This is a genomic window from Rhizobium sp. BK112, assembly GCF_014193215.1.
Lineage (GTDB): Bacteria > Pseudomonadota > Alphaproteobacteria > Rhizobiales > Rhizobiaceae > Rhizobium > Rhizobium anhuiense.
Genome location: NZ_JACHYZ010000004.1, coordinates 24,173 through 48,811, shown reverse-complemented (window position 1 = coordinate 48,811; position 24,639 = coordinate 24,173). Strand labels below are relative to the sequence as shown.

The following is a 24,639-nucleotide window of genomic DNA, read 5'->3' as shown; positions in this document are numbered from 1 at the left end:
TTACCGGCGGTAGCTGAAAAGACGAAGGATGACGAAGAGCGGGATGACGATCGTCGCGCCGAGGATCAGATAGTCGCCGACGCGCCCGAGTGCCGAAAAGCCCCGGTGCCAGACTTCCAGGATGAAGTCGCGCACGCCGTCGATGATGCTCCACGGCGTCAGGCCGAAGACGGTCATGACGAAACCGACGATCAGCGACACGACGATAAGCTTTATCACTGTGCGGCCGATTGAATCGCCGAGGAACCTGTTCGCCTGATCGGACATAAGCCATCTCCTGTTTGCCCTTGGAATAAGGTCGCGGCCTTCAGCCCGCAAGCCCTTTCCGGAATTGGCCGCTTCGCCTCTGAAATAGGACTTGAGTTTTTTTGTGGCCGCCGCCAAATGCGGGCCAACCAATAGGTCCGTTGATGCACCACCAGCTTTCCTCCGGCGATGTCATCGCCGACCGCCGCGCCGACTATGCCAGGATGCTCGAAGAAGGCGGTGAGCCGGACGCGGCCGCCGAACTGATGGAACAGGCGCTCGAACTCGTGCCGGCCTGGGCCGCCGGCTGGTATCGCCTCGCCACCTATCTGGAAAAGGCGGGCAGGGCGGATGCCGCGATCGAGGCCTACCGCAGGACGCTTGCCTTCGATCCCGATGATATTTTCGGCGCAACGCTCAAGCTCGCCATTCTCGGCGACGTAGCCACGCCCGACCGGCCGCCAAGCCGCTATGTCGAGCGCCTTTTCGACGACTATGCCGATCGTTTCGAATCAGCCCTTGTTGAAAAACTCGACTACAGCGTCCCGCAGAAGCTCGCAGCGCTGATCGCCTCCACCGGCAGGCGTTACGAACGCGCCGTCGATCTCGGCTGCGGCACCGGCCTGCTCGGCCCGGAGATCCGTGGCCGTGTCGACCGCCTGGAAGGCTTCGACCTCTCGCAGAACATGCTGGTGAAGGCGGCCGAGAAACAGGTGTATGACAGTCTCGCCCAGGCCGACCTCTCGCTCGCACCCGATCTCTCCGGTCTCTTTGCCGATGCCGCCCGCCATCGCGCCGATCTGGTGACGGCGGCCGATGTTCTGATGTATCTCGGCAATCTCGAAAGCGTCTTTGCCATCATCGGAGAACTCGCGGCATCAGGCGCCGATATCGCCTTTTCCGTCGAGGATGCGGGAGACGGCGAGGGCTTCCATCTCGCCCCGTCGCTGCGTTACGCCCATTCGGAAAGCTATGTCAGGGCGCTTCTTGCCCGTCACGGCTTGCAAATCCTTGCGACCGTCAAGTCGGTCATTCGCAAAGATGGCGGAAAACCGGTATCCGGCATTCTGTTCCTTACGCGCAAACCAGCGTGAGCGAACATTTCTTGCGATTTTTTAATAGGTCAGCATTGCTTACCTATTTTGCTTGATCAAAAGACCGAAAAACCCGATACTGCGCTGCATCATCAGAGATGCCCGGCAATTATCGCCGAGGCGCTCCGGCTTCTTTCATTATGCAAAATTCCGTCGCGCCCGGGTCTCCCCCAGCGCGTTTTTTAACATCGTCTGCCGTGGAGATTGGCGACATGACACAGCTCATCAATGCTCTTGGCGTCTGGAACACCAGCGCGACGCGCCACACCCCGATCGAGGATGTGCAGGGCATATTCTCCGGCAGCCTGGTTGCCGCGCTCGGCCTCTACGTGCTTGCCAGCGCCGGCCTTCTCACCGGCAGCACCGCCGGTGTGGCCTTCCTTCTGCACTATGCCTTCGACGTCAATTTCGGCCTCGCCTTCTTCCTGCTCAACCTGCCGTTCTTCTATCTCTCGTGGAAGCGCCTCGGCATGGCCTTCACCATCAAGACCTTCGTCGCCATCGGCCTGACCTCGGTGATTGCCGATGTGCAGTCGCGCTTCTTTTCGATTTCGAGCATTCATCCGGCCTGGGCCGCCCTGCTCGGCGGCCTGCTGCTCGGCTTCGGCCTGCTGGCGCTTTATCGCCACCGCGCCAGCCTCGGCGGCGTCGGCATTCTCGGCATCTATCTGCAAGAGCGTTTCGGCATCCGCGCCGGCCTCGTCCAGCTCGCCATCGACATGTGCGTGCTCGCCGCCGCCTTCTTCGTCACCATCCCGCCGGTGGTCTTCTATTCGGTGCTCGGCGCCGTCGTCCTCAACCTCTTCGTCGCCATCAATCACCGCGCCGATCGCTACATCGCGCTCTAACCTTACAAAACGGTAAGCCATTCTAAACAAATCGTAACTTGCCTCAGATCGGCCCCGGCGCGACACTCCTCCCGCGCCGGATTTGATGAGGTGAACTATGTCAGATTTGGAAAAGCTTGTGAGACGCCGTATGCAGGAAGAATACGCCAAGGGCACTTCCGCAGAGGAAATTGCGAAAGTCGTCCGAGACCTGTTCAACAGCATCGACCTCTCGGACAATCGGTTTGACGCCGTTGCCGTACGGGCCACCCGGGATCACGAGTGACCCGATATTCGACCGACCCGAGTTTTCGGGTCGGTTGCCAGAGGATGTTTCCCCTCCAGCAAATATCTCACGCAGCCTTCGTTGCCGCATCAATCGGATGCTGCGAGCGGAAGCCGACGGCAAGCCGGTTCCAGATGTTGATCGCGCCGATCGCCACCGTAATCTCAGTCATCTCCTTCTCGGAGAAATGCGCCTTCAGCGTCTCGTAGTCGCCATCCGGGGCGCCTGTTTTGGCGATGTTGGTCACGGAATCCACCCAGCCGAGCAGCGCCCGTTCACGGGCGTCATAGACCGGCGATTCCCGCCAGACGCACATCAGATTGATCCATTGTTCGGAGAGCCCGTCATGGCGGGCTTCCTTCACATGCATGTCGACGCAATAGGCGCAGCCGTTGATCTGCGAGGCGCGCAGCTTGATCAGGTGGATGAAGCGGCGCTGCAGCCCGGAGGACTGGACATATTGCTCGAGTGCGGCGACCGCCTTGTAGGCATCGGGAGCGGCTTTGGCGAAGTTGAAACGTGGTTGCATGGTCTTTCTCCTGTGTGAGTGGCTCAGCGAGCCGTCTTGCGTTCATGGATTTCGAGGAAAGCGCAGCCTCTGGCTGCGATCGATCCGTCGTCGAGGGCATTCAGTTCGATGCCGAGATCGGCAATGCTGGTCTTGGCAAGTTCGGCCCGATAGACCCGTTCGGCTCTGAGCATCGCCGCACTGATGGTGCAGGGTTGGGCAACGAACCGATCGGAGACCGGGTTCGGTCCGCGCTGGCGGATTTCGGCGCAGCGGAAGGCCGGCGCCGGTCCTTCGACGGCAAGCAGGATGTCGAGCAGCGAAATCTCTTTCGCCGCCTTTGCCAGCCTGTATCCGCCTTTCGGCCCCGGCACGGTATCGAGGATGCCAGCGCCCGACAGCGCCTGCAGATGCTTCAACAGATAACTCGTCGAGACGCCGTGGAATTCCGCCAGCGCGGCCGCCGAAAGCACGCCGCCTTCGGAGAGGCCGGAAAGCATCGCCACGCTGTGAATGGCCTGCTCGACCCCGTCGCTCATCTTCATGCAGGATGCCTCCTCAATTCGTGGATAAAAAATATCCACGATTATATCGGATGTCAAGAGGCGCGCTTGCTGCTTGCCACTTGCCTTTATCCTGACCCCGGATAGAAGACGGAAAAGCCGACAGGGGAACAACATGGCATCCAACGCTTTCGCAGGCCTTCTGAATTCCAGCGCCGATCGTCATTCGCTCTTCGACGACGCCCAGGGCATCGTCGCCGGCAGCATGCTCGCCGTGCTCGGCGTAACGCTTCTCTCCGGCGCCGGGCTGCTTGCCGGCGGCACGGCGGGCATGGCCTTCCTCGCCCATTATGCGACCGGCTTCAGCTTCGGCCTCTGCTTCTTTGTCGTGAACCTGCCCTTCTATTATCTTGCTTTCCGCCGTTTGGGTCTCGCTTTCACCATCAAGACCTTTGCCGCCATCGCGCTGACCTCGGTCCTGTCTGAATTCGTCTCGGGCTTCATCACCATTGCCCATGTCGATCCGATAGCCGGCGCGCTGTTCGGCGGCCTCGTCATCGGCGCCGGCATGCTGGCGCTCTTCCGCCACCGCGCCAGCCTCGGCGGCATCGGCATTCTCGCCCTCTATCTCCAGGATCGCTTCGGCTGGCGCGCCGGCTTCGTTCAGCTCGGCTTCGACGGCATCATCCTGGCGCTTTCCTTCTTCGTCGCCACCCACTTCATCATCGCCTGCTCCGTGCTTGGTGCGATCGTTCTCAACCTCACGATTGCCATCAACCACCGCAAGGACCGCTATATCGCCATGTGAAGGCCCGCGGCTCTTCTTTTTCCCTGGCATTTCACTAGTTTCCAGGCGTGGACCAGATCGATTCCGAAGCCCGTGCCCTGCTGCCTGCCGCCTTTACCCGCTGGTTTGCGGAAAAGGGCTGGCGGCCGCGCGCCCATCAGCTGGAACTGCTCGCGCGCGCCGAGGCCGGCGAAAGCACGCTGCTGATTGCGCCGACCGGCGCCGGCAAGACGCTCGCCGGTTTTCTGCCCTCGCTCACCGATCTCACCAGCCGCGGCAAGATCCCGCCCGGCTCCGCCTTCACCGGCATCCACACGCTCTATGTCTCGCCGCTGAAGGCGCTCGCCATCGATATCGAGCGCAACCTGATGAAGCCGGTCGCGGAGATGGGCCTGCCGGTCACGATAGAAAACCGCACCGGCGACACGCCGAACGCCAAGCGCCAGCGCCAGAAGCTCAACCCGCCGGATATTCTGCTGACCACGCCGGAACAGGTCGCCCTGCTGCTGGCCAACCGCGAGGCCGAACGCTTCTTCAAGGACCTGAAATATATCGTCCTCGACGAGTTGCATTCGCTCGTTACCTCCAAGCGCGGCCATATGCTCTCGCTCGGCCTGGCTCGTCTCCGCCGCCTTGCCCCCGACCTCAAGACCATCGGCCTCTCGGCCACCGTCGCCGAGCCCATGGACCTGCAGAAATGGCTGGTCGGCCAGGAGGAGGGCAGGGAGCATCATGCCGGCCTCGTCGTCGTCGAAGGCGGCGCCAAGCCCGATATCGCGATCCTGTCGACCGAGGAGCGCATTCCCTGGGCCGGCCATTCCGCCCGGTATGCCATTCCCGACGTCTACAACAAGCTCCTCGAACACAAGACGACGCTGCTTTTCGTCAACACCCGCAGCCAGGCCGAAATGCTGTTTCAGGCGCTCTGGACGATCAATGACGACAACCTGCCGATCGCGCTCCATCACGGTTCGCTCGATGTCGGCCAGCGCCGCAAGGTCGAGGCGGCGATGGCCGAAAACCGGCTGCGCGCCGTCGTTGCCACCTCCACCCTCGATCTCGGCATTGACTGGGGCGATGTCGATCTGGTCATCCATGTCGGCGCGCCGAAGGGCGCCTCGCGTCTTGCCCAGCGCATCGGCCGCGCCAATCACCGCATGGACGAACCCTCGAAGGCGATCCTGGTGCCGGCCAACCGGTTCGAGGTCATGGAGTGCCAGGCCGCCCTCGACGCCAATTATATCGGCGCCCAGGACACCCCGCCCGTCGGCCGCGGCGCGCTCGACGTGCTCGCCCAGCACGTGCTCGGCATGGCCTGCGCCGAACCCTTCGACATGCTGGAACTCTACGACGAGGTCACCAGCGCCTCGCCCTATGCCGATCTCAGCTGGGAGACCTTCGAGCGCATCGTCGATTTCGTCGCGACCGGCGGTTATGCGCTCCGGACCTACGAGCGTTATGCCCGCATCCGCAAGACCAAGGAGGGCCGCTGGCGCGTCTCCAATCCTGCGGTCGCCCAGCAATACCGCCTCAACCTCGGCACCATCGTCGAAAGCCCGATGCTGAATATCCGCATGGTCAAGCGCGGCGAGGGCGGCAGGATCGGCCGTGGCGGCGCCACGCTGGGCAAGGTCGAGGAATATTTCCTCGAGCAGATGTCGCCGGGCGATACGTTCGTCTTCTCCGGCAAGGTGCTGCGTTTCGAGGGCATCCGTGAAAACGAGTGCCTGGCGTCGCAGGCCTTTTCGCTCGATCCGAAGATCCCCTCCTACAATGGCGGCAAGTTTCCGCTGTCGACCTATCTCGCCGAGCAGGTGCGGGCGATGATCGCCGATCCCGACCGATGGCAGCGCCTGCCGGATCAGGTGCGCGACTGGCTGTCCTTACAGAACGACAAGTCGATGCTGCCGAAGCGCGACGAGTTCCTGATCGAAACCTTCCCGCGCGGCAGCCGCGGCTACATGGTCGCCTATCCCTTCGAAGGCCGTCTCGCCCACCAGACGCTCGGCATGCTGCTCACCCGCCGGCTGGAGCGGGCCGGCGCCAAGCCGCTCGGCTTCGTCGCCACCGATTATTCGCTGGCCATCTGGGGGCTCGAGGATATGGGACTGATGATCGGCAATGGCCGGCTCAGCCTCTCCGACCTTTTCGACGAGGATATGCTCGGCGACGATCTCGAAGCCTGGCTCGACGAATCCTTCCTGTTGAAACGCACTTTCCGCAATTGCGCCGTGATTGCGGGCTTGATCGAACGCCGCCATCCGGGCAAGGAAAAGAGCGGCCGCCAGATCACCGTCTCCGCCGATCTGATCTATGACGTGCTGCGCAGCCACGAGCCGGATCACATCCTCTTGCAGGCGACGCGGCAGGATGCGGCGACGGGACTTTTGGATATTGGCCGTCTTGGCGATATGCTGAGGCGAATCAGGGGCCACATCACCCACCGCGCCCTCGACCATATTTCCCCGCTCGCCGTGCCGGTGATGCTGGAAATCGGACGCGAGGCGGTGCCGGGCGAGGCCCATGATGTGCTGCTCGCCGAAGCGGCGGACGATCTGATCGCCGAAGCGCTTGCTTGACGAGGCTTGGGCCTGACGACGGTATTTGGGAATAACAGAAGTGATGAACCGCCTGGCGCTGGCGCGCGACATATCGGGATTGGCCACGGTACCGGGCGTCGAGACGTCGGTCCATGGCATTGCCGCCGTCTGCGATCCGCTCGGCGCTCTCTATCTGCCGGATGCCGGCCTGCTCGTCGTCTCCGACCTGCATCTGGAAAAGGGTGCGGCCTTTGCCCGCCGCGGCATGATGCTGCCGCCTTATGATACGCTGGCGACGCTGACCGTCCTTGCCGCCGTCATCTCGCGCTACGATCCGAAGCTCGTCGTCTCGCTCGGCGATAATTTCCACGACCGTATCGGCTCAAAGCATCTGCCGGAGAATTTCCGGGCGCTGATCGTCGAAATGGCGCGCGGCCGCGAATGGATCTGGATCAACGGCAACCATGATCCGGATGGCATCGTCGATCTGCCGGGCGCTTCCACTGACGAGATGCATTATGCCGGCCTGACCTTCCGCCACGAGCCGAGGAGCGGCTTGCAGAAGGGCGAAATATCGGGCCACCTGCACCCGTCGGCCACGGTCCGCCGCCGCGACAAATCCGTCCGCCGCCCCTGCTTTGCCACCGACGGCGCCCGCCTCCTCATGCCGGCCTTCGGCGTCATGAGCGGCGGCCTCGACCTCGGCCATCAGGCGATGCACGGTCTTTTCGACAGGGGATCGCTGATCGCGCATCTGCTCGGCAGGGACCGGATCTACTCGGTGCGGTATGGGAATTTGCGGGGATAGCGCTACGACCCGATGTGCCGCGTACCCCTAAATCAATCACACTCCCGCAGCTGCTGCTGATACGTCCCCGCCATCCGCGCGAACCTCTGCGCCGTCTGCTGTAATTGCCCGTTCGAGCGCCAGTCGCCGCGCTTATATCCGGTCGGACCGGAATAATAGGCGAGATAGAGATTATAGGCATCGTTCAGCGGAATGCCGGTCTCCACGCTGTTCTGGTAGTGATACCAGCCGATGAAATCGATCGCGTCGGAAAAGTTTGTCCGGCGCGCGGCCCAGTTCCCCGTCTGCGACTGATAGTGATCCCAGGTCCCGTCGAGCGCCTGCGAATAACCGTAGGCCGTCGACGGCCGGGTCCAGGGAATGAAGCCGAACAGCTTGGTGCGCGGCGGCCGCGCATAGGGTTGGAAGCCGGATTCGGTATACATCGTCGCCATCAGGATCGGCACCGGCACGCCGTATTTCTTCTCCGTCCGCTCGGCGGCACGCTGCCAGCTGGTGAAGAGCCCGTCGCGCTCGTCGAAGACGGCGCAGATGTTCCGCGTCTGTTTGGGCGCCGTCGCGCAGCCGGCAAGCAACGCCAGCCCGACGGCTGTCAGAACGATACGAGTACGCATAACAAAACCTCTCGTTTCCGAGAGATTACTAACTCGTAAATGTTAAAGACCGGTTTTTAGTCGAATACGAAGTTTCCCGGATGCTTTCCCGGGCGGCCAGGGGGATGCTGGCCTGATCGCCGGGAGGCCTAAGGAGAGACGCCCGCTACGCCTTGACGGGCTCGTAGTGCAGGATCACCGCGCCGCCTTCCGTCGTCGAGGATTCGATCAGCTTCAGCGGCACCTGGCTTTCCGCAGATTTGAAAAGCGGGTTGCCGCTGCCGAGAATAACCGGCACGACGCAGACCCTGATTTCATCGATGAGGCCGGCTTTCAGCAGGCTGTCGGCAAGCTCGGCGCTGCCGAAGATGAAGATCGTCTTGCCGTCCTCCTGCTTCAGCTTCGTCAATTCCGGGATTGGGTTGCTGACGATGCGGGCATTGTTCCAGCCGGGTTCGGTCATCGTCCGCGATACGGCGATTTTGGCGATGCCGTTCATATAGGCTTTGATCTCACCTTCGCCCTCGGCGGTCGGCCAGTAGGAAGCCATGCCCTCATAGGTCTTGCGGCCAAAGACCAGCAGATCGCCCTCCCTGCCGAACTGTTCGGCATAGCGCTGCAGCTCAGGTCCCCAGGCGAGATTGTGGAAGTCGATATCCCAAGGCTTCGTGCCTTCGAAATAACCGTCGAGCGTCATCAGGTTCCAGACAACAAGCTTTCTCATTTCCATCCTCCTCCTGGATTGCTCAAAACCAGTTGCGTTTAACAACTGGTTGAAAACTAAGCTGACTGATAGCGAAATGCAAGCGGTTTTTGGAATGGACTATCCGGGCAGGCTGCTGCCGGCAGGCCGTCGTGCTCGGCGCTTTGCCGAGACTGTTTTCGAGGAGAAAATCTTGAACGCCCTGCGGCGGATCAGTCCTTACGGAAGATCAGGCTGGCGCCCCAGCCGGTGATGACGGCGAGAGCCACGGCCGCGCAGCCGTAGAGGATCGGCTGATTGTGCGCCGCATCTGTGATCGTCTGTTCGATACCGGTCTTGATGACCCGCAGCGGCAGCGATTTGTCGGTGACGAAAAGGCCGCTCTTGAACAGATAGGCGCGCACCGTGTGCACCCCGTTCGGAATGTTGGCCGGCAGGCGCAGGCTCGCCTTGAAGAGGTTGGAGGAAACGAACCGCACGCCGCTGGTGTTCCGGTCATAGAGGCCGCCGCCCTGTTGCAGCCGCCGGAAGGCATCGCGGAATTCGCCGAGATTGCTGCCGTCGCCGACGAAGCCGACCGGCGTCAGCGGAATATGATCGATGCCGATCCCCTGATCGGTCAGCTCGAGCGGCGTCGTCAGATCGTCGGTCATGCGCGAGCTCGACATCGAATAGGAATGCGGCACCGCCTCGAAGGTCATCGAGCGTGTATTCACCCAGATGCCGAAGACCCGTTCCTTCCTGCGCACCGTCGCATCCTCGCGCGGGCCTTCCAGCACCACGACCACGTCATATTGGCCGATAGCGAGCAGCAGCTGGTCGGTGTTCGAGAGCGCCCCGAAGATTGTCAGGTCGGCGCCGTGGAAATCCGAAGTGATGGCGATTTCGCTGGTCGAGGTGCCGATTTCCAACCCTTCACGCACCGCTTCCGTCGCCTGGCCCGGCAGCCATTGCGCTTCGGCAGTCGCCGGCAGCAGGCAAAACAGTGCGATAATGAAAGCCAGCAGGCGCATCAGTTGCCCGCTCCCATGACCACCGAATAGACGTCGGCCGGCGTCACCACCAGCGCGACCGCCAGACGCAGGCCGACGGCGAGCACCAGCAGTCCGAGCAGGGCGCGCAGCTGTTCGCCGCGCAGCTTCTGGCCGACGCGCACGCCGTATTGCGCGCCGATGACACCCGCCACCATCAGGATGAAGGCGAGCACGATGTCGACGGAGAAGTTCGTCGCCGCCTGCACGATCGTCGTATAGGCGGTGACGAAGATGATCTGGAACAGCGAGGTGCCGACGACGACATTGGTCGGGATGCGCAGGAGGTAGATCATCGCCGGCACCATGATGAAGCCGCCGCCGACACCCATGATCGAGGTGAGGATGCCGATCGCAAAGCCGAGCGCGACGACCGGAATGACGCTCAGATAGATCTTCGATTTCTTGAAACGCACCTTGAGCGGCAGTTTGTGCACCCAGTGCTGGTGGCCGGGCTTGCGCGGCGCCGGCGGCTCGTTGCGCGCTGCCCGCCGCATCGCATTGATGCTTTCGAGCAGCATCAGTCCGCCGACGGTGCCGAGGAAGATGACGTACATCAGCGAGATGATGAGATCGAGCTGGCCGACCCGGCGCAAAAGCGAGAAGATCCAGATGCCGACCGTGGCGCCCGATAGGCCGCCCAGCAGCAGCACCGTGCCGAGCTTGACGTCGAGCGTGCCGCGCCGGAAATGGGTGATCGCGCCCGAGATCGACGACGCCACCACCTGGTTGGCGCCGGTCGCGACCGCGACGACAGGGGGAATGTTGTAGAAGATCAGCAGCGGCGTGATGAGAAAGCCGCCGCCGACGCCGAACATTCCAGACAGGAATCCGACGGCCGCCCCCATGCCGAGAATGATGAAGATGTTCACCGACAATTCTGCGATGGGCAGATAGATTGTCACAGCTGACCCCGAATGATGACCGCTCCTGCCGGGCGGTTTCTGTCACGTCCCCGTTCGAATGCGCACCATACTGTGAAATCGTTGCCAGAGGCTTTCGATCGGGCCTGATTGGCGAAGAGATCGGCGGCAGAGGATTCGCCGGATGCGCGGATCGATATGTCCGGGCATAATCCGGCTTTTTTCAGGTTTTGTGACAGGCGGCGGAAAAATTGGAAGAAGCCTTGCGGCATTGTGCCGCCGGGCCCTTCAGATTGCCCAAAGCAGAGATATGAGACGATCCCGCGTCGATGCGACGCGCTTAGATTGCCTTGCTGCCCTGCTTGTTGCGTTCGAGCAGCGCCTTCACGGTTGCGTCGGTCACCTTGCCGTCCGGCTCCTGGCCGACCGACTTCTGGAAGTTCTTGATCGCGGTCACGGTCTTCGCGCCCATTTCGCCGTCCGGCGCGCCGGCGTCGAAGCCGTTATTGTTGAGGATCGCCTGGATGTTGCGGATCGCCTTCTTCATGTCGACGGTCGCCGTCTTGGCGCCGGTGCCGGCCCATTCGTCGGGGATGTCGATGGCGTTGGTGCGGTGGTCGAGCGGCTCCGGCTTCCACAGATCGGCCTTGGCGCGCGCCCGTTCGAGCTGATCGGGCTTCATGGCGTTGGCCACTTCGTCGCGCTTCTGCGCCGCATCCTTGTCGCCGGCCTTGGCGGCGATCGCAAACCACTTGTAGGATTCTTCGAGATCCGCCGGCACCCCGTTGCCCCTGGCGCAGAGGATCGCCAGGTTGAATTGGCTGTCGGTGATGCCGAGATTCGCAGCCTTGGTGAACCACGAGGCGGCCGTCGCATAATCCTGCTGGCCGAGTGCGCCGGAGGCGTAGAGGACGGCGAGATTGTGCATGGCGCTGGCATTGCCCTGGTTTGCCGCCTGCTCGTAGAAGCCCTTCGCCTTGGCGATGTCGCGCTCGACGCCATTGCCCTTCTCGTACATGCTGCCGAGCCGGTACTCAGCAGGCGCAAAGCCCTTGTCGGCCGAAAGCTGATACCAGCTTGCCGCCTGCTTCAGATCGACCGTCATGCCGTTGCGGCCGTCCGAATAACGCGCGCCGATCTCGAACAGCGCCAGCGCATCGCCGCCGCTTGCCGCATCGGCCAGCGATTTCGGCTGGACGGTGTCTGGAATGGTGATGGCGGCCTGCGGTGCAGGTGCGGGAACGAAGCCCGATGTCTCCTGTGCCGCGCCGGATGGAGCAGGGGGGGCAAACGTCGCAGCCCCTTCGCCGTCGAGCGGTGCTGCGTCGGTCAGATGCTCGCCGGCAACCGGCGGGGCTGCTTCCGGCTGCGCCTGTTCGCCAGCGGGAGGCGTAGCCTCCGCTGCCGGCGCGGTCGTTCCGATGGCTGCGGCGTCCGGCTGGGCGGGGATCGCTTCCGGCACAGCAGGCGACGGGTTTTCCGTAGCCCCGCTCAGCGCCGAGACTTCGGCTGGCGCCTGCGGTGCGCTCTCGCCGCTCGTCAGCGTCCGGGCAAGCGGAAAGGCCATGATGGCGAGCAGCACCGCGCCGACCGCCAGCAGGATCGGCCGCCGGTAGCGCGAAAAGGCGCTGGTCTTGCCCGTCTTGTCAGACGTCTTGCCAGCCTTGCCGGCGGTCGCGCCTTTCTTCTCGGGCTTGACGGCGGCCTGCTTCGGATTGGCGTCCACCTCCATCGCGGCCGCCTGCGCCGCACGGCGGGCGGCGGCGATGTAATCGGCCCGGTCGGTTTCGCCGGCAGGTTTGCCGCGCGCCGCACTCTGGCTGGCGCGAACCCGTTCCAGGATCTTCTTCACGTCAGGTGTGCCCGAGCCCGGCTCGAGCAGTTCGTTTGCGGCATCCGTCGGCACCACGTCGGCGGGGTCGATCGACGGCGCGGGGTCGATCATCGGGCGTTCGCTCGCCCGGCTCTCGGTTTTCTTGGCCGGCAGCAGCCGCTTGCCGAGGCTGGCGAGCAGGCTGACCTTTGACGGCGCCGGAGCCGCTGCCGCAGCCTCCGTCGTCCGGGTCGCGGCTTCGATGGCGATCACGCTCGTTCCGCTCATGGCGCTGGTTTGAGCCGGGGCGGCAGGTTCGGCTGCGACCTCGGCCGTACGGATCACCGGAGAGGCCTTCAGCGTTGCGGCTGTCTCCGCCGCCCTGTTCATCTCCGCTTCGGCCACCATCAGCGCGTAGGGATCGACATCGAAATCGACCTCGGCCACCGGCATCTGGGCGAGCGGCCGCCCGCGCTCTTCCATGCCGTCGAGGCGGTCGGCGATATGGACCAGCGTCTCGTGCAAAGCCTTGAAAGTCTTGTGCGTGCGCTCCTCGCTGTCGCGGCTGAGATCTTCGAGGTGGCGCAGATCTTCGGCAAGTGCCGTCAGCGCCGACATGTCGGCGGGTGCCACGGCGCCCTGCGGGCCGCCATGGCGCGAATAGGCTTCGACGACGGCTTCGGCCGCCTGGCGTGCGGCTTCGATGATATATTCGTCGCTCGTCGCCATATAGTCTTCGATCGCGCCCATGCGACGGTCGAATTCGGCAGGCATCGCAGCGCTTTCGCGCGGCTCGCTCATCAGCGCCGAAAGATGGGCGATCTGGTCTTCGAGGTTCTTCAGCGCCCGCGGATCGGTCGGCGCTGCGGATGTGCTCTCTTCCAGCCGGGCGGCGATGTCGCTCAGTCGTCCTTCGAGGCGCCGGAAGGCGCCGTCGTCGACCGCAGCGGCCGGCACCGGCACTTGCTGCTGATGCGCCATCTCGTCGATACGCCGGGCGAGATAGTCGAGCCGCTGCGCCAGCACATCGTTGACGGCGCCGTTCTCAAGCGCGTCGATCTTGCGGGAAATGTCGGACAGCGTGCCGGTGAGGTCGGGCTGGGGCGCAGCCTTCTGCGTGCGCTCCAGCAGATAGGAAAGATGTTCCAGCCGTTCGTCGAGCCGCGACGTCGCTTCCGCATTCGCCAACTCCTCGACGCGTCCGGTCAGCGCCTCCAGCCGCATCGCCAGCTCGTCGGCCGGCGTTGCACGGCTGGCCGCATCATGGCTCATCAGGTCGATCTGATCGGCGAGCGCCGAAAGCCGGCTTTCCAGCCGCTGCATCAGCGCCGGATCGTTCGCGGCAGCCGCGCGTCCGCTGGCCGCGATCGCCCGGCTGATCTCGTCGAGCCGCATGTCCATGGCGGCGAACTGTTCGGACATGACCCGGTCGTGCGGCTGGATCATGTTGCCGAAATGCTCCATCGCCGTGGCGATGGAGATGAGCTTGTCTTCCAGCGCCCGCACGGCCGGGCTTTCGCCCATGCCGCCGATGTGGCGCTTGATGTCGTCGAGCCGGTAGGCCAGCGAAACCAGCTCTTCCTGCAGCCCCTCGGTATCGAGTGCCGCAAGCCGGCTCTCGACGCCGTCCCAGCGGTTTTCCATATGGCGCAGCGAATCCTCGCGCGCCAGCCCGTCCATCAGCGAGCGCAGCTCCTCGAAATCCTCGCGCAGGCCGGCGGCCTCCGGGCCGCTCGAGCGGCCGGTCAGCTGGGTGATGCTCTGGGCAAGGCGGCCCATATCGGCGCGCATGTCGTCGGCGAAACGGCTGTCCCCGGCATTTTCCTTGATCTCGCGCAGCTCGGCGCGCAGCGTATTCATCTCGCGGGTGACACCCTCGGAAATGTCGCGCTTCAGGTCCTGCCGCAGATTGACGAGCGCCTGGGCGATCTCCGTCATCGTGTCGTCACCGGCGCGGAAGGCGGGCGCCGGCACTGGGGCGGCGGCGCGCGGCGCCGGTTCACGTGAGAGCGGGGCCTGCTCGCGCGTGTAGGGCCGCTCGCGGCCGGCTTCGAGGGCGCGCTGGCGCTGGCGGATTTCGGCGAGCGGATCCGGCCGCGGCTCGGGCGGGGCCTTTGCGGGCCGGGGAGCATAGGAGCCGGCATAGGGATCGCGCTCGGGCGTTGCCGTGCGCGGCCGCTGTTCGCGCCCGGTGCTGCCCATCAGCCCCTCGATGCGCGCCTCCAGCCCTTCGATCGTGCGGTTCAGCGCATCGAGCGAGGTCCTGTCGGACTGTCGGGAAGGATTTGATCGCGATCCGTTCATCTTCTTGCTCGCTTCGACTGCTCGACCTCTCGTCAGAGCTCGATCTTTGGCTTTTCCGTCTGCTGCCCGCGCCTTTGCGCGAACCGGAGCGCACCATTCACAAGAAGTTAGTCAATTAGACTTTCCTCAAGCTGAACGATGTAGCGGCATCCTTAAGGAACGCGAGACTGGGGCAAGGAATGCGGATCGCTACTGCTCAATCCGCACCTTTCACGAAACGTGGTAAACAAGCCGTTAATGTCGCTGAGAATTTTTTAACGTTTGCGGCCCAAACGCCGTTTTTGACGGCAATTGCCGTTCAATTCGTCAGATCGGATGGCGCCGCCACGATCAGGCCGGACGCGGATATTGCAGCTCGATCTTCACGCCCTCGGGGCCGTAGACGAAGACCTGACCGAGATCGGTGTCGGGAATATCGTAATATTCGTAGCGATAGCCGCTCGCCTTGATGCGTTCCAGCGCCGGCCCGAATTCGTAAAGGCTGAAGGCGACATGGTTGAAGATGCCGGGCGGAAAATCGGTGCTGCGCGATGTCAGGCTGAGATGGATGACCGGGCGTTCGTCCAGATAGAGCCAATGGCCGGGCGAGGCGAAGGGCGGCCGATAGCCTTCCCTGACACCGAGCAAGGTTTCGAGAAAACTGATCATGACAGGCGCATCGCGGGTTTCGATGGTGACGTGGTCCAGGCGCGGCATCGGTTTCCTCCCAGCCAGCTCAGAGGACGAAACATAGTGCGTTTGATGCCGCCGCGAAAGTTGCCTTCTCCGGCGGCGGCGCGCTGATCTAGCTCAGAAGCTCTCCGTCCACGGCCGGACTTCCACCTCCAGCGACCACGCGCTGCGGTGCTGGCGAAGCACGTCGACATAGGTCTGGGCGATCGCCTCCGGCAGCAGCGTGCCGTCGGGCTTCTCCGCCCGATCCGGCCGGATCTGCGAGCGCACTGCGCCGTCGATGACGAAATGCGCGACATGGATGCCCATCGGCCCCAGTTCGCGGGCAGCACTCTGGGCAAGGCCGCGCAGCGCGAACTTGCCCATCGCGAAGGGCGCCGATTGCGCAAAGCCCTTCACGCTTGCCGAGGCGCCGGTGATGAGGATGGCGCCGCGGCCGCGCGGGATCATCCGCTGTGCTGCCTGCTGCACCACCAGGAAACCGCCGAAAGCGGTGGTGGTGATCGCCTTCTCGACTTCGGCGGGATCGAGTTCGGCGAGCGGCCCGCGCAGGCGGGCGCTGGCATTGAAAATCACCACGTCAGGCCCGCCGATGGCGGCGGCAGCCTCTTCGAACAGGGCTGCGACGCTCGCCGGCTGCGAGACGTCGGCGCTAAAGGCGCTGGCGCGGGTCTCCTCGATGAGCCCTTGCAGCTTTTCGATATTGCGGGCCGCGAGCCCGACCTTGACGCCCTGCGCCGACAATTGCCGGGCGAGCGAGGCGCTGATGCCGGAGCCCGCGCCGACGATGAGGGCACTCTCATAGGGAAAATCGGTCATGATGTCGTCCTCGATGGATCGTCGCAATCACGTAGGAAGTTCGAACGGCCGGCGCCACCGCTCGACCGGAATTTCAGTGCGCCGAATCGATCGAATAGGCGCTGATGCGTGAGAGATGGATGAGGGAAAGACCGGTTTCCCCGGCCCAGTCGTTGAAGGTCTGCTGGATCAGTTGCTGGTCCTTCTTCGTCGTGCCGGAGGAGGAGAGCGGCACCCCGGCCGATCGGAGGCAGGTGAGCACATCCATCGTTCCGATGAAGCTGTCGCGGCCGATGCCACGCAGGAAATATTGTCCGGTCATGCCGCCGAGCCGGCTGCCGCGTTTGCTCAAGAGGTCGAGAAGGCCGATCTGGTCATCCCGTGGCCGGTCGGCGAAGAAGACGCCGGCGCTGCCATATTCCTTCGCCAACGCCCTGACGAAGGCGGCATTGGCGCGAACCGACATGATCTTGGCGCCGTTGCGGATGATCCGCTCATCCGAGGTCAGGGCATGCCAATAATCGTCGGGTGCGATATTCAGCGTCGCCGGATCGAAACCAGAAAATGCCGCCTCGAAACCCGGCCACTTCGCATCGATCACCTTCTGGACGAAACCGCTGTAGAAGACCCGCCGGGTCATATCCGCCAGGATGCGATCGTCGGGCATGGCGCGCAGCCGCTCGTGATCCGGCCGGTGATTCTGCAGCAGGGCCTGCAACGCGGCCGCTCCGCCCTTTCGTTCCTCGGCACGCTGCCTTATCGCCTCGAAACTGATCATGCAGCCCTCCTGAAGCATTGCCCGATTGCGGCTTGAACGACGCCTCCGCTTATACGCCTTTCCCAGATGGACAAGGAAGATGAGATGGCGTCTCCTCCGCGCACGTCATGGCCCACGGATTCGTGCTCGTGAATTTTTTCACGAAAAGACGGCCAAGGTGCAAAATTTGACGTTTACGCAAACGTCAATATTTTGTAAGACAGTGCCCGAGGCCGGGGCGATCCGGTCAGCCGAATGGGAGGAATTCGAGAGATGCCAGTCTACAAGGCCCCGGTGAACGATACGCTCTTCGTCCTGAACGACGTGCTGGGCCTCGAACGCTACAACAATCTGCCGGGTTTTGCCGACGCGACCCCCGATATGATCGAGGCGATCCTCGGCGAGGCCGGAAGGGTTGCCGAGGAAGCGCTCTTCCCGCTGAATTATTCCGGCGATCAGGAAGGCTGCACGCGCCACGACGATGCCAGCGTCTCGACGCCGAAGGGTTTCAAGGAGGCCTATAAAGCCTATCGCGAGGGCGGCTGGATCGGCCTTGCGGTGCCGGAGGAATTCGGCGGGCAGGGACTTCCCTATACGCTGCATACCGCCGTCGGCGAATATACCTCCGCCGCCAACATGTCGTTGATGATGTATCCCGGCCTGACGCAGGGCGCGATCGCCGCGATCCTCGTCCACGGCAGCGACGAGCAGAAGGCCACCTATCTGCCGAAGATGGTGGACGGCTCCTGGTCCGGCACCATGAACCTCACCGAGCCGCATTGCGGCACCGATCTCGGCATGCTGCGCACCAAGGCGGTGCCGCAGGCTGACGGCAGCTACAAAATATCCGGCCAGAAAATCTTCATCTCTGCCGGCGAGCACGACCTGACCGACAATATCGTCCATCTGGTGCTGGCCCGCATCGAGGGTGCGCCGGAGGGTACCAAGGGCATCTCGCTCTTCATCGTTCCGAAATTCCTCGTCGGCAAGGACGGCGCGCCGGGCGCCCGCAACGCCGTCTCCTGCGGCGCGATCGAGCACAAGATGGGCATTCACGCCAACGCCACCTGCGTGATGAATTACGACGAGGCGACCGGCTTCCTGATCGGCGCCGAAAACCGCGGCCTCAACGCCATGTTCGTGATGATGAACGAGGCCCGCCTGATGGTCGGCCTGCAGGGCATAGCCATTTCCGAGATCGCCTATCAGAATGCCGCCAGCTACGCCCGCGACCGCATCCAGGGCCGCTCGCTGTCCGGCCCCAAGGCGCCGGATAAGAAGGCCGACCCGATCATCGTCCATCCGGATATTCGCCGGACGCTGATGACCATCCGCGCCTTCAACGAGGCCGGCCGCGCCTTCCTGCTCTGGACGGCGCTGAAGTCCGATATCGCCCACCGCGCCACCGATGAGAAGGAGCGCCAGACGGCCGACGATATTCTCGGCCTCGTCACCCCGATCCTCAAGGGCGTGATGACCGACAAGGGCTTCGATCATGCCGTCATGGCCCAGCAGGTCTTCGGCGGCCACGGCTATATCGAAGAACACGGCATGAGCCAGTATGTGCGCGATGCCCGTATCGCCATGATCTATGAAGGCGCCAACGGCATCCAGGCGCTCGATCTCGTCGGCCGCAAGCTCGCCTTGAACGGCGGCCGCGCCGCCATGGCCCTCTTCAAGGAGATCGGCGATTTCTGCGAGGAAAACCGCAGCAACGAAAAGCTCTCCTTCTTCACCAAGCATCTGAAGAAGGGCTTGAACGACGTCCAGGGCGCGACCATGTGGTTCATGCAGAACGCCATGGCCAAGCCCGACAATGCCGGCGCCGGCTCGACCGACTACATGCACCTCTTCGGCCTGGTCGTTCTCGGCTATATGTGGGCGAAGATGGCGAAAGCCGCCGAGGATGGCCTTGCATCGGGCGATGCCGCCCGCGAGGATTTCCTGAAGAACAAGCTGGTCACCGCCCGTTTCTTCATGGAACGCCTGATGCCGGAAACCGCCCTTCGCAAGGCCCGCATCGAAGCCGGCGCCGACACGATGATGGAACTGGCCGCCGAAGCGTTTTAAGACGAATTCCCTCTTCTCCCCAGCGGGGAGAAGATGCCCGGTAGGGCAGATGAGGGGGTGAGCGACAAAGGAGCGAGCAGCCGCGCGCAAGCAAGCTCGAGTTTGTCGCTCCGGCCCTCACATCCGACCTCTTCGAGGCTACCTTCTTCCGCCGGGGAGAAGAGAAAAGACACGAATTCACCGGCGCCGCCGCGCCGTCAGGGAGATGAGATATGACCGAGGTTTTCATTTACGACCACGTGCGTACGCCGCGCGGCCGCGGCAAGAAGGACGGCGCCCTGCATGAGGTGCCATCCGTCCGCCTCGCGGCAAAGACGCTGGAAGCAATCCGCGACCGCAACGGGCTTGATACATCGACGGTCGACGACATCATCATGGGCTGCGTCGATCCGGTCATGGATGCCGGCGCCGTCATCCCCAAGGCCGCCGCCTTCGAAGCCGGTTATTCCACCAAGGCGCCCGGCATGCAGATCTCCCGCTTCTGCGCTTCCGGCCTCGATGCCGTCAATTTCGGTGCCGGCAAGATCGCCCAAGGGGCCGACGACATCGTCATCGCCGGCGGCGTCGAAAGCATGTCGCGCGTCGGCCTCGGCATGTCCGGCGGCGCCTGGTTCATGGACCCTTCGGTGAATTTCCCGGCCTATTTCATGCCGCAGGGCGTCTCGGCCGATCTCATCGCCACCAAATACGGTTTCAACAGGACCGATGTCGACGCCTATGCGGTCGAGAGCCAGAAGCGCGCCGCCCATGCCTGGGAAAAGGGCTGGTTCGACAAGTCGGTCGTTCCGGTCAAGGACCAGAACGGACTGACGATCCTTGATAAGGACGAGCACATGCGCCCCGGCACCGACATGCAGGCGCTCGCCTCGCTCAATCCATCCTTCCAGATGCCCGGCGAGATGGGCGGCTTCGAGGCCGTCGGCATCCAGGCCCATCCGGAGATCGAGCGCATCAATTATGTCCATCATGCCGGCAATTCCTCCGGCATCGTCGATGGCGCCGGCGTCGTGCTGCTCGGCTCCAAGGCCGGCGGCCAGAGCATGGGGATCAAGCCGCGCGCCCGCATCAAGGCTTTCGCCAATATCGGCTCCGATCCGGCCCTGATGCTGACCGGACCCGTCGACGTCACCGAGAAGCTGCTGAAGCGGACAGGCATGAGCCTTGCCGACATCGACCTCTTCGAACTGAACGAGGCCTTCGCCGCCGTGGTGCTGCGCTACATGCAGGCCTTCGAGATCGATCACGACAAGATCAACGTCAATGGCGGAGCCATCGCCATGGGCCATCCGCTCGGCGCCACCGGCGCAATGATCCTCGGCACCGTGCTGGACGAACTCGAGCGCCGCGACCTCAACACCGCGCTGGTGACGCTCTGCATCGGCGCCGGCATGGGCACGGCAACTGTCATCGAACGCGTTTGATGGGATAGCCCTCTCCACAAGGGGAGAGGGCTCCACGGCAAAAGAATTCAGGGAGAGGAATTCCCAAGATGAGCACCTACACCAATTTCACGCTCGAAACCGACGCCGACGGCATCGCTCTCGTCACCTGGGACATGCCCGGCAAATCGATGAACGTCTTCACCGCCGAGGCGATGGCCGAACTCGACGCCATCATCGACGCCACGACCGCCGATGCCGCCGTCAAGGGTGTCGTCTTTACCTCGGGCAAGTCCTCCTTCTCCGGCGGTGCTGACCTCTCGATGATCAAGTCGATGTTCAGTTCCTATCAGGAGGAGAAGGCAAAGAGCCCGGAGACGGCGGTGCAGAACCTCTTCGGCCTGGTCGGCCGCATGAGCGGCCTGTTCCGCAAGCTCGAAACATCGGGCAAGCCCTGGGTGTCCGCCATCAACGGCACCTGCATGGGCGGCGCCTTTGAATTGTCGCTCGCCTGCCACGGCCGCGTTGCCTCCAATGCCAAGAGCGTCAAGATCGCGCTGCCCGAAGTGAAGGTCGGCATCTTCCCCGGCGCCGGCGGCACCCAGCGTGTGCCGCGGCTGGCGAACGCCCAGGATGCGCTGCAGATGATGACGACGGGCCAGTCGCTGACCGGCTCCCGCGCCAAGGCGATGAACCTCGTGCATCAGGTGGTCGAGCCGGATCAGCTTATCCCCGCCGCCAAGCAGATGATCAAGGATGGCCTGAAGCCGGTCGCCCCCTGGGACGAGAAGGGCTTCAAGGCGCCCGGCGGCGGCATCTGGACGCCAGCCTCCGCCCAGCTCTGGCCGGCGGCGCCGGCGATCCTGCGCCGGGAAACATCGGGCAATTATCCGGCAGCGCTTGCCATCCTGAAATGCGTCTATGAAGGCCTGCAGGTGCCGTTCGACACCGGCCTGAAGATCGAGCAGCGTTATTTCACCGAGGTGCTGCAGACCCGCGAAGCCTTCTCGATGATCCGTTCGCTGTTTATCTCCATGCAGGAGCTCGGCAAGGGCGCCCGCCGCCCGGCAGGCATCCCGAAGACCGAGCTGAAACATGTCGGCGTCGTCGGCGCCGGCTTCATGGGCGCCTCGATCGCTTACGTCACTGCCGCCGCCGGCATTCCCGTGACGCTGATCGACCGCGACATCGAAGCGGCGACCAAGGGCAAGACCGTCTCCGAAGGATTGGTCAAGGATTCTGTCGGTAAGGGACGTCTTACGCAAGACGAGGCAGCCGCACTGCTCTCCCGCATCACGCCGTCGGCCGATTATGCCGACCTCGCCAATGCAGATCTCGTCATCGAGGCGGTGTTCGAGGATCGCGAAGTGAAAAAAGCCGTCATCGAGGCCGTGGAAGCCGTGCTGCCGGAGGGCGCGATTTTCGCCTCCAATACCTCGACCCTGCCGATCTCGGGTCTTGCGAAGAATTCGAAACGGCCTACCGATTTCATCGGCATCCACTTCTTCTCGCCTGTCGAAAAGATGATGCTGACGGAGGTCATCCTCGGAAGCGAAACCGGCGACAAGGCGCTGACCGTTGCTTTGGATTATGTCGCCGCCATCAAGAAGACGCCGATCGTCGTCAACGACACCCGCGGCTTCTTCGTCAATCGCTGCGTGCTGCGCTACATGTCGGAAAGCTACGACATGCTGATCGAGGGCGTGCCGCCTGTGATGATCGAAAACGCCGCCAAGATGGCCGGCATGCCGGTCGGTCCCTTGGCGCTGAACGACGAGGTCGCCATCGACCTTTCGCTGAAGATCCTCAAGGCGACGGTCGCCGATCTCGGTGAAAGGGCCATCGACCCCAGGCATATGGACCTCATCTCCCGCATGGTGGAGAAGGAGGGCCGTTTCGGCCGCAAGAATTCCAAGGGCTTTTACGACTATCCGCCGAAGCCGGCGAAGAAGTCGCTCTGGCCTGATCTCAAGACGCTCTACCCGCAGAAGCCGGCGGATGAAGTTGATGTCAACGTCCTGAAGCAGCGCTTCCTCGTCACCATCGCGCTGGAAGCCGCCCGCACCGTCGAGGAAGGCATCGTCACCGATCCGCGCGAGGCGGATGTCGGTTCGATCCTCGGCTTCGGCTTCGCGCCCTATACCGGCGGGGCGCTGAGCTATATCGACGGCATGGGTGCCAAGACCTTCGTGGAGCTGGCCGAAAAGTTAGCTGGTGCTTACGGAAATCACTTCCAACCGACGCCGCTGTTGAAGGACATGGCCGCCAAGGGCGAGACCTTCTACGGGCGATTCGATCCCTATGCGAAGGTCGGGCAAGCGGCGTAAGCCGTCCTTTCCCCTTGTGCCGCGGCGCCCGCTCTGGCCTGCCGCGGCACAACGTTAGAGAACGCTTGACCCGCTGAACTCGACTTTTCCTTGTTGCGGCCTTGCCACGGACACAATTCCCGATTAAACGTTCACGCATCGATCTTGCTAGATGAACTTTGAAACGGCGCTAGCGTCGTTCCTGGCGAACTTCCTCCAAAATCGGTTTTCATCGCCGCTTGGGCATCTGTCCGGGCTGCATTCTTCTATGAACGATTCGAAAAGGATATCGTCATGAGCACTGGTACCGTAAAGTGGTTCAACGCAACCAAGGGCTTCGGCTTCATTCAGCCGGATGACGGCGCAGCCGACGTTTTCGTCCACATCTCCGCCGTTGAACGCGCTGGCATGCGTGATCTCAAGGATGGCCAGAAGCTGTCTTACGAGCTCGTCCGCGACAACAAGTCCGGCAAGATGTCGGCAGACCGCCTCCAGGCGGCCTGAGCCTTTAAGGCTTTGAATATCATCTCCGGATCGTGACCACGGATGTACTGGCACGGTTCGTTGAGATAGCAGGGAAGGTCGGGTTAGCCCGGCCTTTTTTTGTTTGTGGCTGGGGGATGCTGTACCCTTTCCCAAGAAATACATCCGCGACACCCCCTCTGCGGCCACAGCACGACCTCAAAGAATCTTTCGCGCCACCAACTGAATTCGCCGCCAGCGACAACAAGCCTCGCAAGGCAGCTAAACCACTCAACCTCCACCCGTCTCACCACCTTCCAGCAGCTCCATCACCCGCGCCATCACCGCCCGCGCCGCATCGAGCTCGGCTGCCGTAAACGCGGCACCCAGCCCGTCCGCCCATCCGGCCTGCGCGATCTCGATGACGCCGAGCCGTGCGGCCCCTTCCGCCGTCAGTCGCACCAGTTTGGCGCGCTGGTGCTGCGGGTTGTCGGCATAGGCGATCAGCCCTTCGCCCTCCAGCACATCGGCAAGCCGTTGCACGCCCTGGCGGGCGAGGCCGAGGGCGCGGGCGATCTGCGCCACCGACATGTCGCCGCGCCGCGCTGCGGCCAGCACCTGCCAACGTGCGCTGGTTTGTCCCGCCGGCTTTGCCAGCTGGTCGCCGGCCGCCGTCAGATGGCCGGCGAGGCGAAGGGCGGTGATCGCGAAAGCGGAAAAGGCATCCCCTTCCATCGTTCGCTCCGGTCGATTTTGTTTGACAACATGTTGTCTATTTTGTATCTCATCCATAGTGACAACATATTGTCATATTGGAATGGCAAAGGCAACGCCGAGGGAGGAGAGCGCCATGAAGAAAACCTACAGAGGAAGCTGCCATTGCGGCAAAGTGCACTACGAGGTGGACATCGACCTTGAGGAAGGCACCGGCCGCTGCAATTGCTCGATCTGCACCAAGCGCCGCTATTGGGGCGCCAACGTCAAGCCGGAGGATTTCCGGCTGATGTGCGATCCGGTGGAAACGACCGATTACCAGTTCAACACCATGAGCGGTCATCACCGCTTCTGCCGCACCTGCGGTGTGTCAGCTTTTGGCGACGGTTATGTCGAAGCGATCGGCGGCGCCTATGTCTCGATCAACATCGCCTGCCTCGACGATGTCACCCCTGAGGAACTGGCAGCACTGCCGGTCCGTTATTACGACGGCAGGCACGATGCCTGGTGGAACGAACCTGAAGTGACGCGTTATCTCTGAAGCAATTCCAGCAAGACTGCGCAGCAGTTTTGCC

The 24,639-nt window shown here is 63.0% G+C and carries 24 protein-coding genes; 11 read left to right on the top strand and 13 right to left on the bottom strand.

All coding sequences use genetic code 11. The features are described 5' to 3' along the window. A complete protein-coding gene (locus FHT75_RS12855; RefSeq protein WP_028756102.1) occupies positions 1 to 267 on the bottom strand; it encodes a DUF6460 domain-containing protein in 267 nt (88 codons plus the stop codon). A gap of 140 nt (positions 268 to 407) precedes the next feature. On the opposite strand from FHT75_RS12855, the gene FHT75_RS12850 reads away from it, so the two are divergent. The 3 genes from FHT75_RS12850 (at position 408) to FHT75_RS12840 (ending at position 2,453) form a co-directional block, all read left to right on the top strand. Further along, positions 408 to 1,340 (top strand): class I SAM-dependent DNA methyltransferase, encoded by a 933-nt coding sequence (locus FHT75_RS12850; protein WP_088930333.1) that lies wholly within the window; start codon positions 408 to 410, stop codon positions 1,338 to 1,340. Between the two features lie 212 nt (positions 1,341 to 1,552). Then, complete coding sequence (locus FHT75_RS12845) at positions 1,553 to 2,188, top strand: YitT family protein (RefSeq protein WP_028756100.1); 636 nt, start codon at positions 1,553 to 1,555, stop codon at positions 2,186 to 2,188. Positions 2,189 to 2,285: 97 nt separating this feature from the next. Then, positions 2,286 to 2,453 (top strand): hypothetical protein, encoded by a 168-nt coding sequence (locus FHT75_RS12840; protein WP_155295742.1) that lies wholly within the window; start codon positions 2,286 to 2,288, stop codon positions 2,451 to 2,453. Between the two features lie 67 nt (positions 2,454 to 2,520). Here the strand turns inward: FHT75_RS12840 and FHT75_RS12835 are convergent, their stop codons facing one another. After that, complete coding sequence (locus tag FHT75_RS12835) at positions 2,521 to 2,982, bottom strand: carboxymuconolactone decarboxylase family protein (RefSeq protein WP_028756099.1); 462 nt, start codon at positions 2,980 to 2,982, stop codon at positions 2,521 to 2,523. Positions 2,983 to 3,005: 23 nt separating this feature from the next. Next, a complete protein-coding gene (locus FHT75_RS12830; RefSeq protein ID WP_183844912.1) occupies positions 3,006 to 3,506 on the bottom strand; it encodes an RrF2 family transcriptional regulator in 501 nt (166 codons plus the stop codon). Between the two features lie 133 nt (positions 3,507 to 3,639). Here FHT75_RS12830 and FHT75_RS12825 point away from each other — a divergent pair, with 133 nt between their 5' ends. The 3 genes from FHT75_RS12825 to pdeM are packed head-to-tail and all read left to right on the top strand — an operon-like array spanning position 3,640 to position 7,599. Next, entirely contained in the window at positions 3,640 to 4,272 is a 633-nt protein-coding gene (locus tag FHT75_RS12825) for a YitT family protein (RefSeq protein WP_183844913.1), read from the top strand. A gap of 47 nt (positions 4,273 to 4,319) precedes the next feature. Beyond that, positions 4,320 to 6,830, top strand: coding sequence for a ligase-associated DNA damage response DEXH box helicase (locus FHT75_RS12820; protein ID WP_063474736.1), 2,511 nt, complete (start codon positions 4,320 to 4,322; stop codon positions 6,828 to 6,830). Between the two features lie 43 nt (positions 6,831 to 6,873). Further along, entirely contained in the window at positions 6,874 to 7,599 is a 726-nt protein-coding gene (pdeM, locus tag FHT75_RS12815) for a ligase-associated DNA damage response endonuclease PdeM (RefSeq protein WP_063474735.1), read from the top strand. A gap of 32 nt (positions 7,600 to 7,631) precedes the next feature. On the opposite strand, the gene FHT75_RS12810 is transcribed toward pdeM, so the two are convergent. From FHT75_RS12810 to FHT75_RS12770, 9 genes are all read right to left on the bottom strand, one after another. Then, the gene (locus tag FHT75_RS12810; RefSeq protein ID WP_025570306.1) at positions 7,632 to 8,213 is read right to left on the bottom strand and encodes a transglycosylase SLT domain-containing protein; all 582 of its coding nucleotides are present in this window, start codon (positions 8,211 to 8,213) and stop codon (positions 7,632 to 7,634) included. A gap of 145 nt (positions 8,214 to 8,358) precedes the next feature. After that, positions 8,359 to 8,916 carry a dihydrofolate reductase family protein gene (locus FHT75_RS12805; protein ID WP_063474734.1) on the bottom strand — a complete coding sequence of 186 codons (558 nt, stop codon included), beginning with the start codon at positions 8,914 to 8,916 and terminating at the stop codon, positions 8,359 to 8,361. Between the two features lie 191 nt (positions 8,917 to 9,107). Next, positions 9,108 to 9,908 carry a TIGR02186 family protein gene (locus FHT75_RS12800; protein ID WP_063474733.1) on the bottom strand — a complete coding sequence of 267 codons (801 nt, stop codon included), beginning with the start codon at positions 9,906 to 9,908 and terminating at the stop codon, positions 9,108 to 9,110. After that, the gene (locus tag FHT75_RS12795; RefSeq protein ID WP_047617014.1) at positions 9,908 to 10,831 is read right to left on the bottom strand and encodes a sulfite exporter TauE/SafE family protein; all 924 of its coding nucleotides are present in this window, start codon (positions 10,829 to 10,831) and stop codon (positions 9,908 to 9,910) included. Before FHT75_RS12795 ends, FHT75_RS12800 begins: the two co-directional genes overlap by 1 nt. Continuing rightward, a complete protein-coding gene (locus FHT75_RS12790) occupies positions 10,828 to 11,061 on the bottom strand; it encodes a hypothetical protein (RefSeq protein WP_047617013.1) in 234 nt (77 codons plus the stop codon). The genes FHT75_RS12795 and FHT75_RS12790 overlap by 4 nt, the downstream gene beginning before the upstream one ends. Positions 11,062 to 11,129: 68 nt before the next feature. Further along, positions 11,130 to 14,906 (bottom strand): peptidoglycan-binding protein, encoded by a 3,777-nt coding sequence (locus tag FHT75_RS12785; RefSeq protein ID WP_183844914.1) that lies wholly within the window; start codon positions 14,904 to 14,906, stop codon positions 11,130 to 11,132. A gap of 330 nt (positions 14,907 to 15,236) precedes the next feature. Further along, positions 15,237 to 15,602 carry a VOC family protein gene (locus tag FHT75_RS12780; RefSeq protein ID WP_063473923.1) on the bottom strand — a complete coding sequence of 122 codons (366 nt, stop codon included), beginning with the start codon at positions 15,600 to 15,602 and terminating at the stop codon, positions 15,237 to 15,239. A gap of 93 nt (positions 15,603 to 15,695) precedes the next feature. Next, positions 15,696 to 16,397 carry an SDR family NAD(P)-dependent oxidoreductase gene (locus FHT75_RS12775; protein ID WP_097622848.1) on the bottom strand — a complete coding sequence of 234 codons (702 nt, stop codon included), beginning with the start codon at positions 16,395 to 16,397 and terminating at the stop codon, positions 15,696 to 15,698. Between the two features lie 73 nt (positions 16,398 to 16,470). Beyond that, positions 16,471 to 17,154, bottom strand: coding sequence for a DNA-3-methyladenine glycosylase I (locus FHT75_RS12770; RefSeq protein ID WP_063473921.1), 684 nt, complete (start codon positions 17,152 to 17,154; stop codon positions 16,471 to 16,473). Between the two features lie 252 nt (positions 17,155 to 17,406). Between FHT75_RS12770 and FHT75_RS12765 the strand changes: the two genes are divergently transcribed. The 4 genes from FHT75_RS12765 (at position 17,407) to FHT75_RS12750 (ending at position 23,392) form a co-directional block, all read left to right on the top strand. After that, a complete protein-coding gene (locus FHT75_RS12765; protein WP_028756808.1) occupies positions 17,407 to 19,203 on the top strand; it encodes an acyl-CoA dehydrogenase C-terminal domain-containing protein in 1,797 nt (598 codons plus the stop codon). A 212-nt stretch (positions 19,204 to 19,415) separates the two neighbouring features. Beyond that, the gene (locus FHT75_RS12760) at positions 19,416 to 20,624 is read left to right on the top strand and encodes an acetyl-CoA C-acetyltransferase (RefSeq protein ID WP_028756809.1); all 1,209 of its coding nucleotides are present in this window, start codon (positions 19,416 to 19,418) and stop codon (positions 20,622 to 20,624) included. Positions 20,625 to 20,692: 68 nt separating this feature from the next. After that, entirely contained in the window at positions 20,693 to 22,909 is a 2,217-nt protein-coding gene (locus FHT75_RS12755; RefSeq protein ID WP_028756810.1) for a 3-hydroxyacyl-CoA dehydrogenase NAD-binding domain-containing protein, read from the top strand. Positions 22,910 to 23,182: 273 nt separating this feature from the next. Continuing rightward, positions 23,183 to 23,392 (top strand): cold-shock protein, encoded by a 210-nt coding sequence (locus FHT75_RS12750; RefSeq protein WP_003545273.1) that lies wholly within the window; start codon positions 23,183 to 23,185, stop codon positions 23,390 to 23,392. 249 nt (positions 23,393 to 23,641) lie between these two features. On the opposite strand, the gene FHT75_RS12745 is transcribed toward FHT75_RS12750, so the two are convergent. Next, a complete protein-coding gene (locus tag FHT75_RS12745) occupies positions 23,642 to 24,142 on the bottom strand; it encodes a MarR family winged helix-turn-helix transcriptional regulator (protein WP_028756811.1) in 501 nt (166 codons plus the stop codon). Between the two features lie 58 nt (positions 24,143 to 24,200). Here FHT75_RS12745 and FHT75_RS12740 point away from each other — a divergent pair, with 58 nt between their 5' ends. Then, entirely contained in the window at positions 24,201 to 24,605 is a 405-nt protein-coding gene (locus FHT75_RS12740; RefSeq protein ID WP_028756812.1) for a GFA family protein, read from the top strand. The last annotated feature ends 34 nt before the right edge of the window (positions 24,606 to 24,639 follow it).

What these genes read in the sequence shown, in the direction of transcription:
- FHT75_RS12855 (WP_028756102.1), bottom strand. Translation starts at nt 267, where the DNA reads ATGTCCGATCAGGCGAACAGGTTCCTCGGCGATTCAATCGGCCGCACA.
- FHT75_RS12845 (WP_028756100.1), top strand. Translation starts at nt 1,553, where the DNA reads ATGACACAGCTCATCAATGCTCTTGGCGTCTGGAACACCAGCGCGACG.
- FHT75_RS12840 (WP_155295742.1), top strand. Translation starts at nt 2,286, where the DNA reads ATGTCAGATTTGGAAAAGCTTGTGAGACGCCGTATGCAGGAAGAATAC.
- FHT75_RS12835 (WP_028756099.1), bottom strand. Translation starts at nt 2,982, where the DNA reads ATGCAACCACGTTTCAACTTCGCCAAAGCCGCTCCCGATGCCTACAAG.
- FHT75_RS12830 (WP_183844912.1), bottom strand. Translation starts at nt 3,506, where the DNA reads ATGAAGATGAGCGACGGGGTCGAGCAGGCCATTCACAGCGTGGCGATG.
- FHT75_RS12825 (WP_183844913.1), top strand. Translation starts at nt 3,640, where the DNA reads ATGGCATCCAACGCTTTCGCAGGCCTTCTGAATTCCAGCGCCGATCGT.
- pdeM (WP_063474735.1), top strand. Translation starts at nt 6,874, where the DNA reads ATGAACCGCCTGGCGCTGGCGCGCGACATATCGGGATTGGCCACGGTA.
- FHT75_RS12810 (WP_025570306.1), bottom strand. Translation starts at nt 8,213, where the DNA reads ATGCGTACTCGTATCGTTCTGACAGCCGTCGGGCTGGCGTTGCTTGCC.
- FHT75_RS12805 (WP_063474734.1), bottom strand. Translation starts at nt 8,916, where the DNA reads ATGAGAAAGCTTGTTGTCTGGAACCTGATGACGCTCGACGGTTATTTC.
- FHT75_RS12800 (WP_063474733.1), bottom strand. Translation starts at nt 9,908, where the DNA reads ATGCGCCTGCTGGCTTTCATTATCGCACTGTTTTGCCTGCTGCCGGCG.
- FHT75_RS12790 (WP_047617013.1), bottom strand. Translation starts at nt 11,061, where the DNA reads ATGCCGCAAGGCTTCTTCCAATTTTTCCGCCGCCTGTCACAAAACCTG.
- FHT75_RS12785 (WP_183844914.1), bottom strand. Translation starts at nt 14,906, where the DNA reads ATGAACGGATCGCGATCAAATCCTTCCCGACAGTCCGACAGGACCTCG.
- FHT75_RS12780 (WP_063473923.1), bottom strand. Translation starts at nt 15,602, where the DNA reads ATGCCGCGCCTGGACCACGTCACCATCGAAACCCGCGATGCGCCTGTC.
- FHT75_RS12775 (WP_097622848.1), bottom strand. Translation starts at nt 16,397, where the DNA reads ATGACCGATTTTCCCTATGAGAGTGCCCTCATCGTCGGCGCGGGCTCC.
- FHT75_RS12770 (WP_063473921.1), bottom strand. Translation starts at nt 17,154, where the DNA reads ATGATCAGTTTCGAGGCGATAAGGCAGCGTGCCGAGGAACGAAAGGGC.
- FHT75_RS12765 (WP_028756808.1), top strand. Translation starts at nt 17,407, where the DNA reads ATGCCAGTCTACAAGGCCCCGGTGAACGATACGCTCTTCGTCCTGAAC.
- FHT75_RS12760 (WP_028756809.1), top strand. Translation starts at nt 19,416, where the DNA reads ATGACCGAGGTTTTCATTTACGACCACGTGCGTACGCCGCGCGGCCGC.
- FHT75_RS12755 (WP_028756810.1), top strand. Translation starts at nt 20,693, where the DNA reads ATGAGCACCTACACCAATTTCACGCTCGAAACCGACGCCGACGGCATC.
- FHT75_RS12750 (WP_003545273.1), top strand. Translation starts at nt 23,183, where the DNA reads ATGAGCACTGGTACCGTAAAGTGGTTCAACGCAACCAAGGGCTTCGGC.
- FHT75_RS12745 (WP_028756811.1), bottom strand. Translation starts at nt 24,142, where the DNA reads ATGGATGAGATACAAAATAGACAACATGTTGTCAAACAAAATCGACCG.
- FHT75_RS12740 (WP_028756812.1), top strand. Translation starts at nt 24,201, where the DNA reads ATGAAGAAAACCTACAGAGGAAGCTGCCATTGCGGCAAAGTGCACTAC.